Source organism: Bacillus cereus group sp. N31 (assembly GCF_016483245.1).
Taxonomy (GTDB): domain Bacteria; phylum Bacillota; class Bacilli; order Bacillales; family Bacillaceae_G; genus Bacillus_A; species Bacillus_A toyonensis.
The window spans coordinates 1-23,407 of the sequence record NZ_JAEHCH010000043.1 but is presented as its reverse complement, the minus strand read 5'-3'; the positions used below and the strand labels follow the sequence as shown (position 1 = coordinate 23,407).

Genomic DNA, 23,407 nt, shown 5'->3' with positions numbered 1-23,407 from the left:
TCGAGCTCCGATAGAATATCGAATCTCGATGGCTGCTTAGTCTTTTTAATACTGTCTACTTGACAGGGATAAGACCAGAATCTCAGCAGTCTTTTTCATGTACATTACATTGAGAAGAAGATCCATACAGTTAAACCAACTGTTGCAGTTGCAACGAAGAAACTGTATATCATTGTAAGAATTTGAACTCTTCCTTCTCCTTCTTTTAAATGCATGAACATAATTAATTGTAATAAAGCTTGCGCAACAGCCATTATGATAATAGTTGTTAAGACTGTTGAAAGTGGCAATGTTGTGTAAAGTGCCACGTATAACGCTAGAAACGTTAGTGCAAGCGATAAAATAAATCCGAAAACGTGTGACCAAGGGAATCCGCTATGCGCATGCCCGTTTGCTTGGTTGTTATTTTGACCCATTTACGCCACCATCCCGTTCAAGTAAACTAGTGTGTAAATAAAGACCCAAACAAGATCAAGGAAATGCCAGTATAAGCTGATAATGAATACTTTACGAGCTGTAACTGGTGTTAAACCTCGTTTTAAAATTTGGATAATAACACAAGTTGCCCAAATGATACCACCTGTTACGTGGGCACCATGCGTTCCAAGAAGAACGAAGAATGCAGATAGGAACGCACTTGTTTGAATTGTTGCGCCTTCACCGATGTACATAATGAACTCTTCGATTTCAAAGAATAGGAAACCTGCACCTAAAAGTAATGTAAGGATGAACCATCCAAGCATTGCTTTTTGGTTGTGCTTACGCATTTCGTGAATTACGATACCACATGTGAAACTACTTGTTAAAAGTAGTAATGTTTGAATTAAAAGCGTTTTAAGTTCAAACAGTTGTGCTGGAGTTGGGCCATCTGCCGTACGACCAGCAAGGACTAGATAAGAGGCGAAAAGTGTTGCGAACAGCATAATTTCAGCCCCAAGAAAAATCCAGAATCCTAGGATATTCAATCTGCTTTGTTCGGATTGATATTCCAAAGGTAAGCTTTTATCTAAAGCCGCCATGTCATTTCACCTCTCATGCTATATGTTCTGTTTCTTTAATTTCATCAACACTTACGTAGTAACCATCGTCGTAATCGAATGAACGATAGATTAAGCAAGCTAAAATACCAACGCCGCCGATTGCTGCAAGCCAGAACCAGCTAAATACTAATGCGAAACCTGCAAGACCGAAGAATAAAGACGCAATAATAGGCACACCAGAGTTACTTGGCATGTGAATTGGTTTTAAATCTTCTGCTGCTGGTGTAACTGTTTCTCCGCGTTTTTTCATGTACCAGAAAGCATCAGCTTCTTTAATTTCAGGAAGCTTCGCGAAGTTGTAATGTTGTACAGGAGATTGAGTTGCCCATTCAAGTGTACGACCATCCCATGGATCTCCAGTTGTGTCACGTTCACCGTGACGTGCACTCCAAATTACGTTGTAGCAAAGAAGTAGGAAGCCGATACCCATCATTACCGCACCAACAGATGCGATTTGGTTTAGCCATCCCCATCCAAGACTTTCAGAGTAAGTGTACATACGACGAGTCATACCGTCTAAACCTAAGAAGTACATTGGGAAGAAACAGATGTTGAATCCGCTCATAAAGATCCAGAATGTCCATTTACCTAGGCGTTCATTTAACATATGACCAGTCATTTTTGGATACCAGAATGTGAATCCAGCAAGCATAGCGAATACTGTACCTGCGATTAATACGTAGTGGAAGTGAGCGATTAGGAAGTAGCTGTTATGGTATTGATAATCAGCTGCTGCCATTCCAAGCATAACCCCTGTAACCCCACCGACTACGAAGTTTGGAATAAATGCCAATGACCAAAGCATTGGAACTGTAAAACGAATACGTCCTTTATACAGTGTAAACAACCAGTTAAAGATCTTAACCCCGGTTGGAATCGAAATCGCCATTGTCGAAATCGAGAAGAATGAGTTAACCGCTGGACCTGCACCCATCGTGAAGAAGTGATGAAGCCATACGACGAAACTTAGTAAAGAAATTGCAACCATTGAGTATACCATCGCACTGTAACCGAATAGACGTTTACGTGAGAATGTACTAATGATTTCAGAGAAAATACCGAATGCCGGTAAAATAACGATATATACTTCAGGGTGACCCCATACCCAGAACAGGTTGGCCCATAACATCGGCATACCGCCGCTCGCCATCGTAAAGAAGTGAGCATCGAATAGACGGTCAAATGTCATTAATGCAAGAGCAACTGTTAATACTGGGAAAGCGAAAATAATGATAATTGTTGTAATTAAGATTGACCAAGTAAACATTGGCATTCTCATTAAAGTCATACCAGGTGTACGCATTTTTAAGATAGTAACAAGGAAGTTAATACCGGTCATTAGCGTACCGAGACCTGAAATCTGTAATGCAATTGCGTAGTAGTTGTTTCCTACACCAGAAGTAAACTCTGTACCTGCCATTGGGAAGTAAGAAGTCCACCCAGCGTCTGGAGAACCACCGATTACGAAAGCGATGTTAAATAACATTGCTCCGACAAAGAATAACCAGAAACTTAAAGCATTTAAGAACGGATATGCAACGTCACGAGCACCAATTTGTAATGGTACTACAAGGTTCATTAATCCCATAACGAATGGCATCGCCATGAAAAGAATCATAACTGTACCGTGTGTTGTAAAGATTCCGTTATAGTGTTCAGCGTTTAAATAAGTTGTTTCTGGGAATGTTAATTGTGCACGGATCATTAAACCATCCATACCACCACGGAATAACATGATAACCGCAGAAATAATATACATGGCTCCGATTTTTTTATGGTCAACAGTTGTCAACCATTCATCCCAAAGCCACTTCCATTTTTTATACTTTGTTAGTACGAAAATGATTGCTAATGTCACAAGAACGATAGAAGCGTCTGCACCGTAAATAATCGGGTCACCTGTGACAAAGAATTCATCAAGCTTCACTGTGTTCACTCCAATCTGTTGGAATAATAGCTATTATTTTTTGTTTTTGTAGTAGTTGTAATCACAATATTCAAGTGATTTTGGATCTACATAACTTAAGTGATGACTAGAGAATGTCATACGACCAACTACACCAGGTTTAACAATTTCGTTGTACTTATCTTCTGTTAGTTTAGGAGCAGTTTGTTGTACTTCTTTTACCCACTTGTCATACTTTTCTTTTGTTTTTGCTTCAACTTCGAACTCCATGTGAGTGAATCCTTCACCAGAGAAGTTCGCGCTACGGCCTAGGTAAGAACCTGGCTTATCAGCTTGTAAATAAAGATCCATAATCATGCCATCCATTGTGTACTTCATACCACCAAGTTCTGGTACCCAGAAAGCATTCATTGGGCCGACAGAAGTCAGTTTGAATTGAATTGGTACACCAGCTGGGATGTTTAAATAGTTAACGGTTTCAATTTTTTCCTCTGGGTAACTGAATAACCATTTCCAGTTTGCAGATGTAACATAAATTTCAACTGGTTTAATATGTTTGGACTCTTCCGGAACCTCTTCCGAAGCATAAGTTGCTTTTACTGTTGGGATCGATAATGCGATAACGATAATAACAGGAACAAGCGTCCAAATAATTTCTAATAATGTGTTACCGTGTTGTTCAGGTGGCTCGTAGTCCATATTCTCTGGTTTTTCACGATAACGAATCAAGATGACTGTAAACAGGATGAATACAATTGCGATAATTAATGACATAAGCAAGAATGACCAAACAATTAAATCATACTGTGCTTTTGCAACAGGTCCTTGCGGATTTAATACTGCGAGTTTCTTATCACAGCCACCGAGGAACAGAAGTAATGATAACGGAAGAAGCGAAGCCAACTTCCAAAATGCTTTCTTTAGTTGCACGATTGAAAATCTCCTTTCTCCTTGGATTGAAACTATGCCAATAAAACAATATAAACCTATTAATTTATAGAAGGCAATAGTTTTTGAGATATTGTTAAAAAATAGACACAAATGCACACTTTTTAAGGTGAATATCATTTGTAACTTGATTATATTGTAAACTATTTTCCAGAGAAAAACGTGATTGTGAAAATTTTAAGATAAATAAAGTTATACCAAGATATCCAATAAATAGAAAAAAGCTATCTTATTATAAGAAAGATAGCTGAATATTTTGTATATTTAGTTTATTTCCTGAGTTATACTTTTTTTCTGTTCAAATGTGACAACTTTTTTATATTTAACTTGGTATAAAATGTAGCAAATAATCATAAATGGAATTCCGCAATAAAGAGCAATTCTCTGATCTGGAATGAAAGCTAAACTAACAAATGTAATAAAGTTGAGTGAGAACGCTACGATTGGAACTACTGGATAGAGCGGTGTACGATATTTTAAGTCATTTATGTCGCCGCCATTTTTCAAGAAATTTCTACGGAAGAAAAACTGTGAAGCCGCGATTGACATCCAAACGACAACGGCCGCCATTGCTGCAATAGATGTTAAAACTAGAAAGACAGTATCTGCCGCAAACACGCTTGTTAATAAAGAAAGGCTTGCAAAAATAAGACTGAAAATGAGTGCATTCAGTGGTACCCCTTTTTTAGTTAACTTCGTAAAAGCTGGACTTGCCATTCCTTGTTTTGCCATCGCCCAAAGCATACGAGAATTTGCGTATAAACCAGAGTTAGCTACGGATAATACGGCTGTAATAATAACAAAGTTCATAATGTCTGCTGCATATGGAACACCAGCTACATCAAATACAAGTACAAATGGACTTTCGACTAGATTAGCCTCTTGCCATGGGAGTAACCCTACAACAACTGATATTGCTAGGACGAAGAAGAATAGAGTTCGCCAAATTGTGTTTTTAATTGCTTTTGGAATTGTTTTTTCAGGATTTTCACTTTCTCCTGAAGCAATTCCGATTAATTCTGTTCCTTGGAAGGAGTAATTTACTGTAATCATCGTAAGAAGAACAGCTAATGCACCATTTGGAAATAGCCCGCCATTTTCAGTGAAATTGTGAAGCATTGGAGCGGGTTTTCCGTTAAAGTCTAGTAGACCAAACATAACTGCACCACCAAGTACGACAAAAATAACAATTGTTGCAACTTTTACACTTGCGAACCAAAATTCTGTTTCTGCATATGCCTTTGCTGATAGAGCGTTCACAAGAAAAAGTGCTGCTGCAAATGTAACGCACCAAATCCACGAAGAAACGTCTGGAAACCATCGTTTCATTAAAATACTTACAGTTGTTAACTCTACTCCAACTGTAACAGCCCAATTTAACCAATACATCCAACCGACAACAAATCCAAAACCAGGTGAAATAAATTTGCTTGCATAGCTTTGGAACGAACCTGCTTCTGGCATAGCAACGGATAATTCACCAAGACATAACATCGTTAAATACATAACAAATCCACCGACTAAAAATGCAAGAATTGCACCACCAGGTCCAGCGTTATGGACGATTTGACCAGATCCCATAAATAGTCCAGTTCCAATAACGCCACCAAGTGCGATCATAAATAAGTGTCTACTTTTCATTGTACGTTTTAAATTTGTTTGTTCTACTTGTTGATTCATATGCCCCTCACCCCGTTATTTTCTTGTATGTATTAACTGGTTTTCATTCTGAGTGTTTAATCATTAGCGGGGGATGTGACACATACTCAATTTATTTGTTATGAAATGAATGGAGTATGTAAAAAACGAACTATGACTAAATACTCTAAGAATGTTTATTAACAAGGTGATATCTTCACTATGTTAATAATTTCGATTTTAGCAAAATGTTCCGAAAAAGTATATTGTTTTTTCTTTTTATTAAAAATAATTAGAATTTTATAACGATATAAATGTGAATAATAATTCACAGAATCTTTCTAGCAAACTAGTTAGAAGAAGGGTACAATGATAAGAGTTGTGTCTGTAAAATAATAATTAATGGAGTTTTGTTTATAATGAAAAAGTTAAAATATCTTTTTGTTTTTGGGATTATACTTGCGGCCGCGTTTTTTATAGGGAAAGATAAAATTATACAAAAGGCGCAAGTGCTACGCTTAGATTTTCTATCTGAAATGAAAGAATCAGCTATGATTGAAGATGTTCCATTTATAAAACAATTACCAGAATTACCTCGTGGATGTGAAGTGACAAGTTTGGCTATGTTACTGCAATATAAAGGTGTACAAGTAGATAAGATGCAGCTTGCTAGCGAAATCCATCGTGTTCCATTTGAACAAAATGGTTTGCGTGGAAATCCTTATGAGGGGTTCGTTGGAAATATTTATACGAAGGCTGAACCTGGATATGGTGTATATAATCAGCCAATCTTTAATTTAGCAGAAAAATATGTTCCTGAAAAAGTAATTAATTTAACAGATAGAGACATGCAAGATATATATAAAGTAATTAGTTCTGGATCTCCAGTATGGGTCATTATTAATACAACGTTTAAGCCACTAGCTGAAAGTAGTTTTGAAACATGGAATACGAGTTCAGGTGAAGTGAAAATTACATATTATGAGCACAGTGCAGTAGTAATTGGATATGATCAAAACTTTGTATATGTAAATGATCCTCTTAAAAACAATCCACGTTTGGCTGTTCCACGAGTGGAATTTGAGAAAGCTTGGGAGCAAATGGGAAAACAAGCAATTACTATTTTGTAATAAGGAAAAAGTCATCTTTTAGATGGCTTTTTATTTTTAAGTCTATAACACGGAAAATTCGGAATATTCTTTTAAAAGTTAATAATTCGCGTTATAATAACATTTAACTTGGTGAAGAAGGAGAGAAGAGAAATGGATGTTGCAAAGGAACTTGTTTTGTCAAAAAATCAGTTGGTTGAGTGGAGAAGGCATTTTCATAAGTATCCAGAGTTATCTTTTCAAGAAGAGAAAACATCGCAGTTTGTGTTCGACATACTTCAAAAAATCCCATATTTAGAAGTGTCACGACCGACTCAATATAGTGTGATGGCAAAGTTAGTAGGTAAACAGCCCGGTAAAACAATTGCGGTCCGGGCTGATATGGATGCTCTTCCTATTCATGAAGAAAATGATTTTGATTTTATTTCGACACATCAAGGTGTGATGCATGCATGTGGTCATGATGGACATATGGCGATATTACTTGGTGTGGTACATAAGTTAGTAGAGGAAAGAGAGAAGGTTAAAGGGGAGATTCGTTTTCTATTCCAACATGCAGAAGAAAATTTTCCTGGTGGCGCAGAGGAAATGGTTGCAGCGGGGGTAATGGAAGGTGTGGATTATATTATTGGTGCTCACCTGTGGGCGTCGTTAGAGGTTGGTAAAATAGGTGTAATTTATGGTGCGGCAATGGCTGCGCCGGATGTTTTTAAAATTACGATTGAGGGCAAGGGTGGGCATGCTGGAATCCCTCATGAAACTATTGATAGTATTGCAATCGGTACACAAGTTGTTTCACAACTTCAGCAAATTGTATCTCGCCTCACGAATCCGTTAGATTCTCTCGTAGTATCTGTTACGCAATTTCATGCCGGGACAACCCATAATGTGATTCCAGAACAAGCGGAAATTGAAGGAACAGTGCGGAGTTTAAGACATGAGTTGAGAGAAGAAACAGAGGGGAAGATTGAACGGATTGTAAAGTATATTACAGAATCTTACGGAGCGAAATATACATTTTCTTATGAATATGGATACCGACCAGTTGTAAATGATTATGAAGTTACAGAGCTTATTGAACGCACGGCATTGCAACTTTATGGACGAGACAGGGTTGTTCGTTTACAACCAACGATGGCTGGAGAAGATTTTTCAGCATTTTTACAAAAGGCACCAGGGACATTCTTTTTTATCGGAGCAGGAAATAAAGAGAAGGGAATTATATATCCTCATCACCATCCTCGTTTTACGATTGACGAAGATGCACTGCCGATTGGCGTGGAAGTATTTGTATCATCCATTATGAATTTCATAAATAAAGGAGAATGAGATGAAGAAAATACACGTGCTAGCACTTATTCCCGTTCTTTGTTTAGTAGTTGGACCAGTGTTTGCAAATTCGGTCACTCCTTACGTACTAGGGATGCCATTTTTATTATTTTGGGTATTATTATCGGTGCTTATTACCTCTCTTTGTATGGGTATTGTGTACGTATTCGATCCTGCTAATAAGGGGGATATGGAATGACAGCATTATTTATCATTATTTTATTCTTATTTCTAGCGCTATTTTTAGGTATTCGGGCGCAGCGTGGAAAAGATATGAATTTAGAGCAATGGTCAGTTGGAGGAAGAGGATTTGGAACGATTTTCGTATTTCTCCTTATGGCAGGCGAAATTTATACGACATTCACATTTTTAGGAGGAAGTGGATGGGCGTATAGTAAAGGAGCGCCTACTTTTTATATTTTAGGTTATGGCGCACTAGCTTATATTTTATCGTATTTCTTATTACCGCCAATTTGGAAATATGCGAAAGAACATAACCTTGTTTCACAGCCAGATTTTTTTGCGAAGAAATATAGAAGTAAAGCGCTTGGATTGATTGTTTCAATTGTTGGTGTTGTTTCCATCATCCCATATCTTGTTTTACAGTTGAAGGGATTGGGGATTATCGTTTCAGAAGCTTCTTATGGAAGGGTATCACCTGTTGTTGCAGTATGGATTGGCGCTATTGTTATAACTATATATGTAATGGTTTCAGGTATACATGGATCAGCTTGGACAGCCGCTTTGAAGGACATTATGATCCTGTTTATTGTTATGTTTTTAGGTATATATTTACCGTATCATTATTACGGAGGGTTTCAGCCGATGTTCGAAGCTGTAGAAGCTGCGAAACCAGGATTTTTATCTTTACCTGAAGAAGGGATGAGTATTTCTTGGTTTGTTTCTACTATTATATTAACGGCCCTAGGTTTTTATATGTGGCCTCATACATTTGCTTCTGCTTTCTCTGCTAAAAATGAAAAAGTATTTCGTAAAAATGCGGCAATTATGCCATTGTACTCTTTAGTTTTACTTTTCGTATTTTTTGCAGGGTTTGCTGCTATCCTGCAAGTTCCTGGATTAAAGGGAGCAGATGTAGATCTTTCATTATTCCGTCTTGCTTTACAAACTTTTGATCCTTGGTTTATTGGAATTATTGGTAGTGCTGGGGTATTAACGGCATTAGTTCCAGCATCCATGCTTGTTATGGCCGCGTCTACATTGTTAGCGAAAAATATTTACCGAACGATGATCCCATCTGCTTCAGATAGACAAGTGGCCAAAGTAGCAAAATTATTTGTGCCTGTAGTAACGTTTATAGCAGTTTTATTTACATTTAAAGGAGGAGAAACAATAGGAGCTCTCCTTTTAATGGGATACAGTATTGTAACGCAACTTTTTCCTGCACTTGTATGTAGTTTGTTTCCACGTCAAATTATTACGAAGCAAGGGGCGATTGCAGGAATGGCGATTGGTCTGTTAGTTGTTGCATATATTACTTTATCTGGTTCTACTATAGCTACGATGTTTCCGAGTTTCCCGCAGTATATAAAAGATTTAAACGTAGGTATAATCGCATTATTAATGAATATGATTGTGATGTTTGTAGTGAGTGGGATTACGAAAAGAGTATCTATAAAAACAGACAATATAATAGTAGAAAAATAACCTGTGCACGAGAGCTATCTTTGAAAAGAGATAGCTCTTTTTTGTATATATTTTCTTCTATTAGCGGAATCTAACTAAAAACTTGTTGAAAAGGAAGTTAGGTGGGGGAATTGTTAGAGTTAGAAGGTAACTTGTTTGAAGTTATGGAGAAAATAAGAGATGAGTTAGGTTCACCTAATGATTTAACAATTAGAGAAGTTGCTCTTGCTGGCAGTTTAACGCGCTGCGCTGTTATTTTTTTATGTGGGTTAACAGATAAGGATAATGTTTATAAATATGTAGTTCGTACGCTTCAATATGAAGAAATACAAAAAGAAGCAGCTATTGTTCAAACGTTATTGGATCGCTTTATTTCTATCGCAGAAGTCGGTATGAAAACAAAATTTCCGGATATTATAAATGCGATTTTAGCGGGAGATACAGTTATATTAATTGATAATATTCAAACGGCTATTGTTGTTAACAGTAGAGCTTGGGAGAAAAGAAGTCTAGAGCCTCCAGTGACAGAAGATTTAATACGTGGACCAAGAGTTGGGTTAAATGAAGATATTAATGTAAATAAAATGTTAATTCGCCGTGGTTTACGTGATCCGAAGTTACGGTTTCAATCTTATATTATGGGGAAACGATCGCAGAAAGAAGTAACCTTAGTATATATAGAAGATATTATTAACCCGTATATTGTAAAAGAACTAGATCGGCGTCTTCAATCCATAGTGACAGATGTCATTTTTGAGACGGGAACGATTGAGCAATTAATTCAAGATAATAATTTGTCACCCTTTCCGCAGTTTTTAAATACGGAAAGGCCTGATAATATTGTGGCTTCATTAGCGAAAGGAAAGGCGGCTATTTTGGTGGACGGATCACCGTTTGCTCTTATAGCTCCACTTGTATTTGTTGATATTTTTCAATCTGTCGAAGATCATTATGAGCGCTGGGTGATTGGAACGTTATTGAGAGTTTTACGGATGGTTTCTGGTATAATGGCAGTTTTGCTACCAGCTATGTATGTAGCACTTGTATCATATCATCAAGGGCTTATCCCATCTAAACTAGCTTATTCTATTGCGGGAGCCAGAGAAGGGGTACCATTTCCGGCATATATTGAAACATTAATGATGGCATTAACGATGGAATTAATACGAGAAGCAGGAATTAGATTGCCAAAACCGATGGGACAAACAATTGGGATTGTAGGCGGTCTTGTAATTGGGGAAGCGGCGGTGAATGCAGGAATTGTAAACCCGTTCTTAGTTATTATTATTGCAGTTACTGCAATTGCTACATTTTCACTGCCTGTATATAGCATTACAATTACGTTTCGCATTTTACTTTTTGTTTTTGTATTAGCAGCAACTGCTTTTGGATTGTACGGAATCATTTTAGCTCTTATTTCACTTGCGATTCATATTACGAATTTAAAGAGTGTTGGTATTCCTTATACAACGCCTATTGCTCCTGCATTTTATAAAGATTGGAAAGAAGAACTTATTCGTATGCCAAAATCGATGTTGAAAGAGAGACCGGAATATTTGCAAACAAAAGATTCTACAATACGTCCAAAGGAGCGAAAATAATTGAAACCATTTGAGTATGGCGATGAAGAGATTGGATCTCGGGAAATTGGGTTTGCGGTATCGTCAACCATTATTGGTATAGGGGCATTGTCTATGCCGAGAGATATTGCTGATCAAACTTTATTTTCGGACGGTTGGATTATTTTACTTTTGGGTGGATTGATATGTGCGGTTTTAGGTTGGTTTGTAACGAGGGTAGCTATTTTATTCCCAAAACAAAACTTTGTTCAATATACGAGTGCGCATTTGACGAAACCTGTTGCATACACAATTAGTAGCATCTTAGTATTAACATTTGCAGCTTTGACAGCATATGAATCGCGAATGATTGCGGTTATTTCACAAACATATTTATTTAGTGATACACCAATACAGCTATTGTCTTTCTTCTTCTTATTAGTTGTTATTTATGGAGTAGCTGGATCGAGAGCGGCTTTATTAAGGTTAAATGTTCTATTCTTGCCAATTGTTTTAATTGCGATAGTGCTTCTTTCTTTATTGAATGTGAACTTAATGGAAATAGATAATTTACTACCGGCTTTTCAAACGAATGTCAGTCAATATGCTGTAGGAGTTAAAAATTCTATTTTTACATTCATCGGATTTGAGGTAGCTCTGTTTTATGCTGTGTTGTTGAACGATAAAACAGCGAAAAAAGCGCCAATGGCAGTTGCAAAAGCGGTGATGGTGAACGTATTGTCATACATTTTAATTTATGTAACTTGTATTAGTGTTTTTACATATATGACAACACGTGGATTGACATATCCAACAATTGAACTAGGAAAAGAAATTGAAATTGGCGGAGGGTTTTTAGAAAGATTTGATGCAATTTTTTTTACTACTTGGATTATTACTATTTATAACACGACAGCAATGTATTATGACGTCGCATCTTTATTATTTTGTGCTATGTTTCCGAAAGTGAAGAAGCATATTTTCATTTTTGTAAGTGCCCCGATTATTTTTATGGTGAATATGATACCTAGTAATTTGAAGAAATTGTCAAGTTATGGGACTTATTTAGCTTGGATAGATATGGGGTTTGTCGTGTTAGCACCTTTGTTAGTTTTTATTGTATATAAAATAAAAAGAAGGAATGGTAAAAATGAAACACCTTCTTAAAATAATAATGGTTATGGTTTTAGCTGGATCTATAAGTGGGTGCTCTGAGTTAGAAGAAATAGAAGAAAGAGGATTTGTAGTAGGTGCAGCTTACGATATTGTAAAGGCAAAGAAAGCAAATCCAATTATGAAAGGGACGTATCAGATGGTACTCCCCAGTAAATTGTCGCAACAAGGTGGACAAGGTGATGGAGATGGCGAAAATTATATTAATGTTAGTGCGAAAGCAGATAGTGTCTTTGAGCAAATCCGAATTATCGCCAAAAAAATTAGTCGTTCATTATTCTTTCCGCATATACAAGTGATTATTTTTTCTAAAGATTTACTAGCGAATCCATATGTTTTGCAAAATACGTTAGATGTATATATTCGCGATCATGAAATGAGAAGGAATATTCGTTTGTTCGTTTCTAAGAAAAATGCAGAAGCTATTTTAAAGCAGAGTGCCAAGCCTGAAAATTTGCCAGCGCAGTATATCGATATGCTAGCTGAACATCCTCCGAAAAATGCCCAAATGATTGAGGCTGCAAGAATTGGTGAAGTCCAGGAAAAGATGATTTCCAATCGGAGTTTTGTATTACCTATTCTCGAACTAACAAAACAAGGGGTACAAATGAACGGGGCAGCGTTGTTTCGCGGGAAGGATAATAAGTGTGTAGGTATTTTGGGTGGGGAAGAAACATTAGGGATGAATTATATAATAGGTAAAAAAATTGGAGGTTTTTTTACCATTCGTAAAAAGGATCAACTTATTACATATGAAATTCATAAGCTGCGTCGGAAAATTAAAGTATCTACAACGAATGCTACAAAACCAAAGTTTGATATTCACATATCTCTGGAAGGTACATTGGCGGAGTTGCACTTTAGTGATCATAAAAAGGTTTTGAATGAAAAGCGTTTAGAGAAGGATATTTCGGAGGAAATGGAGAAACGCATCCAAAAATCGATTAAGCTCGTTCAAAAAAAATATAAGGTAGATGTATTAGAATTAGGGGAAGTGTATAAGAGACATAATTATAAAGAGTGGAAAAAAATAAGTAAGAATTGGGATCAAGGTCAGAATTATTTTAGTGATGCTGAAATTACTGTTCATGTTCATCCGATAATTGAACATTCAGGCTCAGCTTTACCGAAGAGAGTGAAATAAGGTGATGAAAGTTGTTTACTGGATTAGGAATTAGTTGCACGATATTAATGGCGGTTCTTCCGGGAACCATATACTTCATCCATAAAAAACTCACAACGTATGGGGCGCAGCCGTGGAAAGAAAAAAAGAAACCTGAATGATTTTCAGGTTTCTTTCGCGCAAAGCATATGTGGAGGGGGATACCTTCTATGTATGCTTTGTTTTTCTCCCGCGTTAATGGGCAGTAAGACTTTTACCTAAAAAATTCGGTGGGAACAAGATGTTAGATAGGAAGTCAACTACCCGTACACGCCTGGTTAGTGAGGGCGTGTACAAGCCCCTACTGAGTAAAGTTTCACTTTATACAAGCCCTAACCAATGTACCAATTGTGTAGAGAGGAATGTAACAACAATGGCGATAACGGTAGGGATTGCAAACGATAATAATGTCCATTTTGCACTTTTTGTTTCTTTATATATGTTAACTAGTGTCGTTCCGCACGGGAAATGAAGAAGGGAGAACAACATTGTGTTTAACGCTGTTAACCAAGTCCAACCGTTTTCTAAGAATAGATTTTTAATCTGATTAAAATCATCTATTTCAGTTAAAGATCCAGTTGATAAGTAGGACATTAATAAAATCGGAATAACAATTTCATTAGCTGGTAGTCCAAGAATGAATGCAGCTAGAATAAAGCCGTCAAGTCCTAACATTTTAGCGAATGGATCTAGGAAGTTTACAAAATACATAAGCAGGCTTGTGTCGCCGATGAAAATATTAGCGAGTAACCAAGTTAATGCAGCCGCAGGAGCAGCTACAACTATAGCTCGTTTTAAAACATAGATGGATTTATCGAGTGTTGCACGTACAATTGTATTCCAAATTTTTGGCTTACGGTACGGTGGTAACTCAAGTGTGTAGTGAGTTGGAACACCTTTTAAAGCTGTTTTCGATAGTACCCAAGAAACGGTTAACGTCATAATAACACCAATTACAACCATTCCAACTACAACGCCAGCAGTAACAAATGTTTGCATACTACCTGTATAACCAGCAGCCATAAATAGTGAAGCCATTAAAATTAGCATAGGCCAGCGACCGTTACATGGAACGAAGTTGTTTGTTAAGATAGCAAGCATACGTTCACGTGGCGATTCGATAATACGCGTTGACATAATGGCAGCTGCATTACAACCGAATCCCATTGCCATTGTTAAAGATTGTTTACCATGAGCACCAGATCGCTTAAATAAACGATCCATATTAAACGCAACACGTGGTAAGTATCCGTAGTTTTCTAATAGTGCAAACATAGGGAAAAAGATTGCCATAGGTGGTAACATAACGCTAATAACAGCACCGATACCACGGAATAAACCAAGTATTAAAATACCATGTAACCATTCAGGTGCATGCATTGCTTGGAACCAAGATGTTAAATATCCTTCTACCCATCCAAAGAACTCAGCAATCATATCAGATGGTACGTTAGCGCCTGCAATTGTAAGATAAAAAATGATAGATAAAATACCGAGCATAATTGGAAATCCCCAGATGGGAGATGTGAAAATTTTATCTAGTTTTTCGGAACGATACAATTTATCAGTATTTGTATATTGAACAGATTCTTTACATATGCTTGCAGATGTTCGGTAAATATCTCCGACAATATCATCTCGTATATCTTCTTTTGATAGTGTTTGTGCATGTTGAATAATATAGTCCAATGGAAGAGCTTTACTGGCTGAGTGAGATTCCATTTATTACGACCTCCCTTACAAGTGGTTCATTATGGTATTTTTGAAGTGTAGTTAAGAAATTTTTATCCCCATCTAATATACGTAACGCAATCCAGCGTGCTGGATACGCATCACCGAACACTTTATAAATTTGTGGTTCTAATTCCTGAATCATATTTTCGATTTTTTCGCTGTAAGTAATTTTAATTGGTGTTGGAATTATTTTTTTATTTGCTACTTTAGCGATGACATTTAGTAAATGCCCGATACCAATTCGGTTTCGAGCTGAAATCTTTACTACCGGTACACCGAGTGATGTTGCTAATTTCTTTTCATCAATAACGATGCCTTTTTTCTCAGCTTCATCAATTAAGTTAATACAAATAACTACGTTGCTCGTCATTTCCATCACTTGGAGTGCTAAATTTAAATTTCTCTCCATAGCAGTTGCGTCTATAACAACTACAGTGACTTCTGGCTTTTCAAAGATAATATAATCTCTCGCCACTTCTTCATCCGCAGAATTTGAATATAGTGAGTAAGTTCCAGGTAAATCTATTAATGTATATTTATTTCCGTTATGTTCATATTCCCCTTCGGCCTTTAAAACAGTTTTTCCCGTCCAGTTTCCAGTATGTTGTTTTAAGCCTGTTAAAGTATTAAATAATGTACTTTTCCCGGTATTCGGGTTGCCAGCTAAAGCAATACGGTGGTTGCTCATCTGAAATCATCTCCTATTAATACCCCGAAAATAAGGGAGCTTTCTTCTTTACGCAGTGCAATAGTTGTATTGCTTACTTGGTAAGCGACCGGATCTCCAAGTGGACTGCGCTGTAATACTTTAATCGTTGCCCCAGGGATAAACCCTAGATCTAATAAACGTCGTTTCATAGTTCCTTCTAATTGTATCTTCTCAATTTGTACAAACTCTCCTGTTTTAAATGCAGAAAGTGGTCTTGTATTAGCCGATACCATAAAAGTTACCTCATCTCTATATTGTTAGTTTGAGTTTAAAAAGTTTCCTTAGGTAAACTTTTTGCTACTAATATAGTAGACTACATTGAATGATGCTGTCAATTAGTACTTTAAAAATATTCAATTATTTTTAGAATTGTTCCAATTTATTTAGTTGTACTAAAAAAAAATACTGAAATTCTGTTTAATGTAAATAAAATGAGATTGTAAAAGTTAAAAATATAGTGGATTTGTAAATGTATTTTTAACTAAAAGGTGAAAAGAAAGAAAAACATTTACATTGAGTTTACATTATTAAGAATAAATTTACATTACAGCTCGTTTAGTGTGGATTTTGTTGGGTTCTGTAACTACAAATGTTGGGATTCCTAGCTTTTTAGGATTATTATCGCCATTTACTTAAAATTAAAAATTGCTTAACACTCACATAATATTGTTGTCCTACAATGAATTTGTGTTCGAAAAAAGTAGACGAATGTGAAAAGTGATAATCCAAATGGGGGTACAAGACATGGTTATGAAAAAGGGTATTAAATTTTCTTTAGCAGCTTTAGTGGTAGCAGGAGCATTAGTTGGATGTGGGAAAGCAGAAGATACAGCTAGTAAAGATAATGCTAAAGGAAGCGATAATGCAAAACAAGAATTGTCAGGTACGATTGCAGCTGCAGGTTCTACAGCGCTTCAACCTCTTGCAGAGGAAGCTGGAAAGAAATTCATGGAGAAAAATTCAAAAGTTTCTATTCAAGTTCAAGGTGGCGGTAGTGGAACAGGGATTAACCAAGTAGCATCTGGTGCAGTACAAATTGGTAATTCGGATGTTCCATCTGGAGATAAAATAAAAGATGCTGATAAAGCAAAAGAATTAGTAGATAACAAAGTTGCGGGTATCGCATTCGCGCTTGTCGTAAATAAAGATGTAAAAGTTGATAACTTAACAGTACAACAAGTACAAGATATCTTCACTGGAAAAGTAACGAATTGGAAAGAGGTTGGCGGGAAAGACGAAAAAATCAACGTAATTAACCGTCCAGCTTCATCTGGTACACGTGCTACTTTTGAAAAGACAGTGATGAAAGACGCGAAAATTAATGATGGAACTGGTACGACACAAGATTCTAATGGTGCTGTAGAGCAAGCGATTAACTCTACTCCAGGTTCAGTGAGTTACTTAGCAATGTCTTACATGGTTGGTGAGAAAAAAGGTGCGCTACAAACGGTTAAAATTGATGGATCTGAACCAAAAGTTGAGAACATCGCTGCTGGTAAATATCCATTCTGGTCTTACGAGTACATGGTAACAAAAGGTGAGGCAAAAGAAGCAACAAAAGCTTACATTGACTATGTAAAAGGTAAAGATTTCGAAAAGCAAGTAGAAGATATGGGTTACATTCCGATGTCTAAATTAAATAAGTAATAAAATTTATGGGGCTGGCTGCAAGGTCAGTCCTGTTCATTTCAATTTATGAAGTGGGGTCTGTCCTGTGATGAAGGGGAAAAAACAAATAAATTACGTAAAGAGTGAATATATAGGAAGATCACTCGTTACGTTTTGTGGTATTTTTATTGTTTTAGTTACATTAGCTATTATTGCGTTTATTTGTGGTAAAGGAATTCAATCTTTTACGCAAAGTGGTATCTCATTTACTGAGGTATTAACATCGACAAAATGGAATCCGAATGCTGACGAAGGAACCTTCGGAGCTGTAATTTTTATTATAGGTTCAACATTGGTTTCGATAGGTGCAGTTATTATTAGTGCGCCAATTGCTATAGCTCTTGCTATATTCATGAATTTAATTTCGCCGAAGTTCGGAAATAAAGTATTGAAGCCTGTTTTAGAACTATTAGTTGGTATTCCTTCAGTTGTATACGGATTATTAGGGGTTACGATTTTAGTGCCACTATTACGTGATTCGTTTGGAGGAGTGGGCTTTAGTTTAATTGCGGGTATTATTGTCCTAAGTATTATGATATTACCTACTATTGCTAGTATCGCTTCTGATGCAATACGCTCTGTTCCATTTGATTATTTAGAAGCTTCTTATGGTCTAGGATCAACGAAATGGCAAGCGATTAGTCGAGTGATTGTTCCTGCTGCAAAACAGGGGATTTTAACAGGTATAGTTTTAGGATTAGCGCGTGCTTTTGGTGAAGCGTTAGCGGTTCAAATGGTAATCGGGAACACGATTAAATTACCAGAAGGAATATATAGTCCAACAGCAACGTTAACGGGTATTCTGACAATGGATATGACGAATACATTGAACGGAACAGCTTGGAACAATGCGCTATGGACATTAGCGATGATTTTGCTTGTTATTTCATTCCTGTTTATTTTAGTAATTCGAGCGATTGGTCAAAGAGGTGAGCGATAATAATGAATGCAAGAACGGTAAATAAAGTTTGGACAGGTATCTTTTATGCGGTTGCGGCTTTAGTTGTAGCTTTGCTAGTGTTCTTAGTGTTTGAAATTTTACAAAAGGGATGGGGATTTTGGGATCCTAATTTCTTGTTTGGAGAACCAAGCAATACAAGAGCTGGTGGTGGGATTGGTCCGCAGTTATTCAATTCCTTCTATATGCTTGTTATAACGCTTATTATATCTATTCCTCTTGGATTAGGTGCTGGAATATATTTAGCGGAGTATGCAAAACAAGGTCGATTTTTAAGTTTTGTTCGTTTATGTATTGAAACAATGGCGTCTTTACCTTCTATTGTTGTTGGTTTATTCGGTTTGTTAGTGTTCGTTACAATGACAGGCTGGGGATACACGGTAATGGGTGGTGCTTTAGCTTTAACTATTTTAAACTTACCAGGTTTAACGCGTGTTTGTGAAAATGCGATTTCAGAAGTTCCTCATAATGTAAAAGAGGCGAGTCTTGGATTAGGTGCGACAAAGTGGCAAACGATCGCGCGTATTATTATCCCGTCGTCATTACCGCAAATTATTACAGGTGTTATTTTAGCGGCTGGCCGTATATTTGGTGAAGCAGCGGCATTAATTTACACAGCGGGTTTAACATCTCCAATTTTAAATTCAGCAGCGGATTTCTCAAGTCCTGCGCATCCTTTAAATCCATTTAGACCAGCTGAAACGTTAGCGGTTCATATTTGGAAGTTGAATTCTGAAGGGATTATCCCGGATGCGAAGTTGATTGCGACAAAATCTGCAGCTGTATTAATTATTATGGTATTACTATTCAATGTTATTTCACGCTTGATAGCATCTGTATTGCATAAGCGTTTTACAGGAACGAAAAGAAAAAGTAAAACAACGAAGAAGGTAAAAGCGGCATAAGTTATAAAGAAGAACTCTCTATTTATAAGTAGGGGGTTCTTTTTGTATTTTAATATAGAAGAAATGGATATAAAGGGGGGAGTAAAAGACCTTCAAATAACGAATATCTTATTGTAGACTTTGGTCAACCTATAGAGCGATATGCGCAAAAGAAGGATGGATTATATGGGTAGGTAAAGAAAAGGCGTTATCTTCATTCGTGAAGATAACGCCTTTTTACTTTAAATATCAGGTGTTTCTGTAGAAGTACTGATTTTTCTGCGTGAACGTCTTTTTCTACCGATTTTATCCAGTAATTCGTACATAACAGGAACGACTACTAATGTAAGAACAGTTGAGACTGCCAAACCGCCGATTACAACAACTGCCAAACTTTTTGATACCATACTCCCTGCTTGAGATTGACCGAATAGGAGAGGGAGCATAGCAACGATTGTTGTTACAGCTGTCATAATAATTGGACGAAGTCTCGTGGACCCAGCTTCTAGTAAGGCGTCCCTTGTTTCCATGCCATTTTCTCGATTTTGTTGCACTCTTTCTATTAATACAATTGCATTTGTGACGACAATCCCAATTAACATTAATGCGCCAATTAAAGAATTTATATCGACAGGTGTTCTTGAAATGATTAATCCTAAAATACCACCGACAGCAGCTAATGGTAAGGAGAATAAAATTGCAAAAGGAGCACGCGCTTGCCCAAAGGTGATAACCATAATTAAATATACAATCCCAATTGCAATCCCCATGATTTTGAATAAATCTGTGAAGTTCTCTTGCATAGATTCAGTGGCGCCGGCGATATTTACTTTTGCTCCACTAGGTAAATCTAAGTTGGTTATCGCATTGTTTACTTCTGCGCTTACTTTACTTAAATCTTCACTTGAGGCTTCAGCGGTAATTTGAATTGTTTCTTTTCCGTCTTTATGGAAAATTTCTGTTTGAAGTTGTTTTTCTGAAATAGTTGCAATGTCCTTTAAAGGAATTGGTCCGTTAATAGGTGACAGTATGTTTGCGTTTAAAATATCTGTTTGTTTATTAATATTTTCTTTTTTGTGCTCTATCATAATAGTAGTTTTTTCATTGTTAATTGAAATTTCACCAATAGGCGATTTCTTCATAAGGAATGCTACTTGTTGTGCTGCTAATTCTGGGGTTAAACCTAATTGTTCGGCTTTTGTTTGATCAATATGAATTTGCCATTCTTTCTTAGAGTCTTCTAAATTCGTTTTTACTTTAGAGAGAGCATCCATACTCTTTAGTTTTGTTTCGACGATGTTAGCGGCTTTTTTTAGATTCGTTTCGTTAGTAGCAGTTACGTTAAATTGTAAATTGTTACCCCCACCAGAGCTTGAATAACTCGTTTTTATATAATCAAGTTCGGCAGGTTCAAAAGATTTATGATCTTTCTTTAAGTCTTTAATATATTGGTCGATATTAGACCCCTTTTTGAAGACTACAAATATACTGGCAAGATTATTTTTAGTCGTTTGCCCCCATTGTGCATCTTCTGCGCTAGATCCCATTCGTAAAATAACATCTGTTACATCAGGATTAGAGAGTAGTTTCTTTTCGAAGTCAAAGGCTTTTTGTTTTTGAGATTCAGAATTATAATCAGCTGGAAACGTCATATTAACGGATAACATTGTATCATCTTCGGACTTTATGTTCGATTTTGGTAGTAATATATATGCAGCGATTGATCCCGCAAATAATAAAAATGAAGTTAGTAGAATAATAAATTTATGAGAAAGAGCCCACTTTAATGTAGCTACATATCGTGGTGAAGAGCTCGGCTTGCGATGCTTTGTTTTTTTGAGTAGTAAAAAAGCCATAAGTGGAACAACTGTTAATGCGACGATTAAAGAAGAAAGGATAGAATATACAACTGCTAATACCATAGGTAACATTAATTTTCCGATTACTCCTGATACGAGGCCGATAGGTAAAAAAACAGCGACCGTTGTTAAAGTAGAAGAAGTGATTGCGACGGCAACCTCTTTCGTTGCAGCGATAATAATATCTTTAGAGAAAGGTTCTTTTTGTAAACGGCGAAAAATATTTTCAATGACAACGATACTATCATCGACGAGACGTCCAACTGCAACTGCTAAGCCACCGAGAGTTAAAATGTTAAGTGTGATGTTAGATTGGTGTAGTAAAAAGAGTGTTAATAAAATAGATAATGGAATACTGACAACAGCGATGAGTGTCGTTCGGAAGTTACGCAAAAAGATTAAGATAATTAGAGTAGCGGCGATTGCGCCAAGGATTACTTCTTTTCCCATACTAGTAACAGCATTTTCAACTTGTTCATGAGTTGAGGCTAAAAGTTTAATAGAAAACTGATCTTTATATTGCTTACTTATGTCTTTAATTTTTTTATCAATCTCTTTTCCAATTGCAACCGCGTTTTTACTCGGCTCTTTCATGATGATTAATCCTGTTCCTTCTTCTCCGTTTATGTGTGATATTGTATCGTAGTTTTGTTTCAGTTCAATTTGAGCAATATCTTGCAATTTCACTTGAGGTGCTACGGTGATGTTTTTAATCTCATTTATATTTTTTACTTCCCCGATGACACGAAGATTGTATTCTTCTTTATTAACAGTAATTGCTCCAGTGGGAGTGGAAGTTTCTTTTCCCTGTACAACTTTTAATACTTGCTCTGATGTTACGTTTTTATCTTTTAGTTTGTTAGGATCAAGAACGATGGATAATTCGGAAGTTGATTTTCCGAAAAACATGACATTGGCAACACCATCAATGCTTTCGAGTTGTGGTACGATTTCTTTCTCGATTTGTTTTTCGTCAGCTTTTGAAAATCCATTTTGCTTCTGAATGGTAATTTGAGCGAGTGGAATCATAGAAGTATTTAATTGGCTAACTACAGGTTTAGTTACATCTTTAGGTAATTTAATCGTATTAATTGCTTTTTCGACTTCGCGTGCTGCATCTTTCATATTTGCCTTGGATGTATATGCAATGTCGATGCGTGATAATCCTTCGTGTGTGGAGGAAATGATGCCATCAATATGTTCTAAATTACGAAACTGTTTTTCGAGGGGATCAGTTACGTCTTTAGTCATCGTTTCAGCATCGAGCCCTTGAGATAATGTTGTGACAGTTATTGCAGGGTTATCGATGCTTGGTAAAAATTCCATAGGTAATTTAGAGCCGGAATAAACACCGAGTATGGAAATGAGAAAAACCATGATAATAATAGCAGCTCGGTTTTTTAATGAAAATTTTGTTAACCTATCCATAAGATAATTCCTCCATTAGTATTTATAGTTTTGTGGGCACTCTCTTACTATATAACAAAAAATGGATATTTTTCATTAATTAAATGTAAAAAAATTCTAACAACAATCTTAAGTTAATGTTTTTGGTGAGATTGTATTATTTGTATAAAGTGCAATTTTTGATGGGGGAGGAAATTGTTCGTTCGAATTGCTTTTTAATGTGGATTGATTCGTTTCTTACGGCTAATTTATATCGTTATTCTATAGGGAGTAAATGATTATGAACTTTAATATAGAAGAGAATGAAAATCTGAGAAGTTATTGTGACCTACAGTTTGGTTGCTCGGAGTGTATTGGTATACAATCAAAATACCTGTTTTCAGTAGAGAGGATAAGGAGTCCTTACATAGAAGAAAGTAGGATAGGTGATTTTTTTATTTTTTTTATAAAAAGTACTTGTTATTTCGAAATCACGATGGTATATTAATAAACGTCGCTGATGCGGAAACGCAGAAAACGACAAAAAGAAATTAAGAAACATTGTTGACATCGAAAAATGAAGATGTTAATATGATGAAGTCGCTTATGAAGCGGTGGACAAGTTCTTTGAAAACTGAACGAAACAAACAACGTGAAACGTCAATTTTTATTTTTAGATGCTAGACAAACTAACTTTA

At 36.3% G+C, this 23,407-nt stretch carries 20 protein-coding genes; 11 read left to right on the top strand and 9 right to left on the bottom strand.

Annotated features, from left to right (window positions below):
- Window positions 1-104: 104 nt before the first annotated feature.
- The 5 genes from qoxD to JDS81_RS28570 form a co-directional block, all read right to left on the bottom strand.
- Window positions 105-416: a cytochrome aa3 quinol oxidase subunit IV gene (qoxD, locus tag JDS81_RS28590; protein ID WP_000531386.1), complete on the bottom strand. Its 312-nt coding sequence runs from the start codon at window positions 414-416 to the stop codon at window positions 105-107.
- The gene (gene qoxC, locus JDS81_RS28585) at window positions 417-1,019 is read right to left on the bottom strand and encodes a cytochrome aa3 quinol oxidase subunit III (RefSeq protein WP_000729314.1); all 603 of its coding nucleotides are present in this window, start codon (window positions 1,017-1,019) and stop codon (window positions 417-419) included. It lies immediately after the preceding gene.
- A 13-nt stretch (window positions 1,020-1,032) separates the two neighbouring features.
- A complete protein-coding gene (gene qoxB, locus JDS81_RS28580) occupies window positions 1,033-2,967 on the bottom strand; it encodes a cytochrome aa3 quinol oxidase subunit I (protein WP_000762376.1) in 1,935 nt (644 codons plus the stop codon).
- Window positions 2,968-3,000: 33 nt separating this feature from the next.
- Complete coding sequence (locus JDS81_RS28575) at window positions 3,001-3,876, bottom strand: cytochrome aa3 quinol oxidase subunit II (RefSeq protein ID WP_001176160.1); 876 nt, start codon at window positions 3,874-3,876, stop codon at window positions 3,001-3,003.
- A gap of 282 nt (window positions 3,877-4,158) precedes the next feature.
- Window positions 4,159-5,574: an amino acid permease gene (locus JDS81_RS28570; RefSeq protein WP_070174243.1), complete on the bottom strand. Its 1,416-nt coding sequence runs from the start codon at window positions 5,572-5,574 to the stop codon at window positions 4,159-4,161.
- 377 nt (window positions 5,575-5,951) lie between these two features.
- Between JDS81_RS28570 and JDS81_RS28565 the strand changes: the two genes are divergently transcribed.
- The 8 genes from JDS81_RS28565 to JDS81_RS30800 all read left to right on the top strand — a co-directional run bounded on the left by JDS81_RS28565 (window position 5,952) and on the right by JDS81_RS30800 (window position 13,633).
- Entirely contained in the window at window positions 5,952-6,662 is a 711-nt protein-coding gene (locus tag JDS81_RS28565) for a C39 family peptidase (RefSeq protein ID WP_097954902.1), read from the top strand.
- A 132-nt stretch (window positions 6,663-6,794) separates the two neighbouring features.
- Window positions 6,795-7,970 carry an amidohydrolase gene (locus JDS81_RS28560; RefSeq protein WP_097954903.1) on the top strand — a complete coding sequence of 392 codons (1,176 nt, stop codon included), beginning with the start codon at window positions 6,795-6,797 and terminating at the stop codon, window positions 7,968-7,970.
- 1 nt (window position 7,971) lies between these two features.
- On the top strand, window positions 7,972-8,169 hold the full coding sequence (locus JDS81_RS28555) for a DUF3311 domain-containing protein (RefSeq protein WP_000719865.1): 198 nt from the start codon (window positions 7,972-7,974) through the stop codon (window positions 8,167-8,169).
- Window positions 8,166-9,638, top strand: a complete 1,473-nt coding sequence (locus JDS81_RS28550) for a sodium:solute symporter family protein (RefSeq protein ID WP_000125691.1) — start codon at window positions 8,166-8,168, stop codon at window positions 9,636-9,638. Before JDS81_RS28555 ends, JDS81_RS28550 begins: the two co-directional genes overlap by 4 nt.
- Before the next feature lie 101 nt (window positions 9,639-9,739).
- On the top strand, window positions 9,740-11,218 hold the full coding sequence (gerLA, locus tag JDS81_RS28545) for a spore germination protein GerLA (protein ID WP_142311358.1): 1,479 nt from the start codon (window positions 9,740-9,742) through the stop codon (window positions 11,216-11,218).
- On the top strand, window positions 11,219-12,343 hold the full coding sequence (gerLB, locus tag JDS81_RS28540) for a spore germination protein GerLB (protein ID WP_000801990.1): 1,125 nt from the start codon (window positions 11,219-11,221) through the stop codon (window positions 12,341-12,343). It abuts the gene before it with no gap.
- A complete protein-coding gene (gene gerLC, locus JDS81_RS28535; protein ID WP_103591132.1) occupies window positions 12,327-13,493 on the top strand; it encodes a spore germination protein GerLC in 1,167 nt (388 codons plus the stop codon). The genes gerLB and gerLC overlap by 17 nt, the downstream gene beginning before the upstream one ends.
- Window positions 13,494-13,504: 11 nt before the next feature.
- Window positions 13,505-13,633 carry a hypothetical protein gene (locus JDS81_RS30800; protein WP_000493995.1) on the top strand — a complete coding sequence of 43 codons (129 nt, stop codon included), beginning with the start codon at window positions 13,505-13,507 and terminating at the stop codon, window positions 13,631-13,633.
- A 199-nt stretch (window positions 13,634-13,832) separates the two neighbouring features.
- On the opposite strand, the gene JDS81_RS28530 is transcribed toward JDS81_RS30800, so the two are convergent.
- The 3 genes from JDS81_RS28530 to JDS81_RS28520 are packed head-to-tail and all read right to left on the bottom strand — an operon-like array spanning window position 13,833 to window position 16,187.
- Complete coding sequence (locus tag JDS81_RS28530; protein WP_097954904.1) at window positions 13,833-15,233, bottom strand: nucleoside recognition domain-containing protein; 1,401 nt, start codon at window positions 15,231-15,233, stop codon at window positions 13,833-13,835.
- The gene (locus tag JDS81_RS28525; protein ID WP_097954905.1) at window positions 15,211-15,933 is read right to left on the bottom strand and encodes a FeoB small GTPase domain-containing protein; all 723 of its coding nucleotides are present in this window, start codon (window positions 15,931-15,933) and stop codon (window positions 15,211-15,213) included. Before JDS81_RS28525 ends, JDS81_RS28530 begins: the two co-directional genes overlap by 23 nt.
- Window positions 15,930-16,187: a FeoA family protein gene (locus JDS81_RS28520; RefSeq protein WP_000252995.1), complete on the bottom strand. Its 258-nt coding sequence runs from the start codon at window positions 16,185-16,187 to the stop codon at window positions 15,930-15,932. The genes JDS81_RS28525 and JDS81_RS28520 overlap by 4 nt, the downstream gene beginning before the upstream one ends.
- A gap of 511 nt (window positions 16,188-16,698) precedes the next feature.
- Here JDS81_RS28520 and JDS81_RS28515 point away from each other — a divergent pair.
- The 3 genes from JDS81_RS28515 to pstA all read left to right on the top strand — a co-directional run bounded on the left by JDS81_RS28515 (window position 16,699) and on the right by pstA (window position 19,485).
- The gene (locus tag JDS81_RS28515) at window positions 16,699-17,601 is read left to right on the top strand and encodes a phosphate ABC transporter substrate-binding protein PstS family protein (RefSeq protein ID WP_000245100.1); all 903 of its coding nucleotides are present in this window, start codon (window positions 16,699-16,701) and stop codon (window positions 17,599-17,601) included.
- A gap of 70 nt (window positions 17,602-17,671) precedes the next feature.
- Entirely contained in the window at window positions 17,672-18,562 is an 891-nt protein-coding gene (gene pstC / locus JDS81_RS28510) for a phosphate ABC transporter permease subunit PstC (RefSeq protein ID WP_000676684.1), read from the top strand.
- Between the two features lie 2 nt (window positions 18,563-18,564).
- Entirely contained in the window at window positions 18,565-19,485 is a 921-nt protein-coding gene (gene pstA / locus JDS81_RS28505; RefSeq protein WP_000994143.1) for a phosphate ABC transporter permease PstA, read from the top strand.
- 221 nt (window positions 19,486-19,706) lie between these two features.
- Here pstA and JDS81_RS28500 read toward each other — a convergent pair whose 3' ends face one another.
- Entirely contained in the window at window positions 19,707-22,751 is a 3,045-nt protein-coding gene (locus tag JDS81_RS28500; RefSeq protein WP_097954906.1) for an efflux RND transporter permease subunit, read from the bottom strand.
- Window positions 22,752-23,407: the final 656 nt, after the last annotated feature.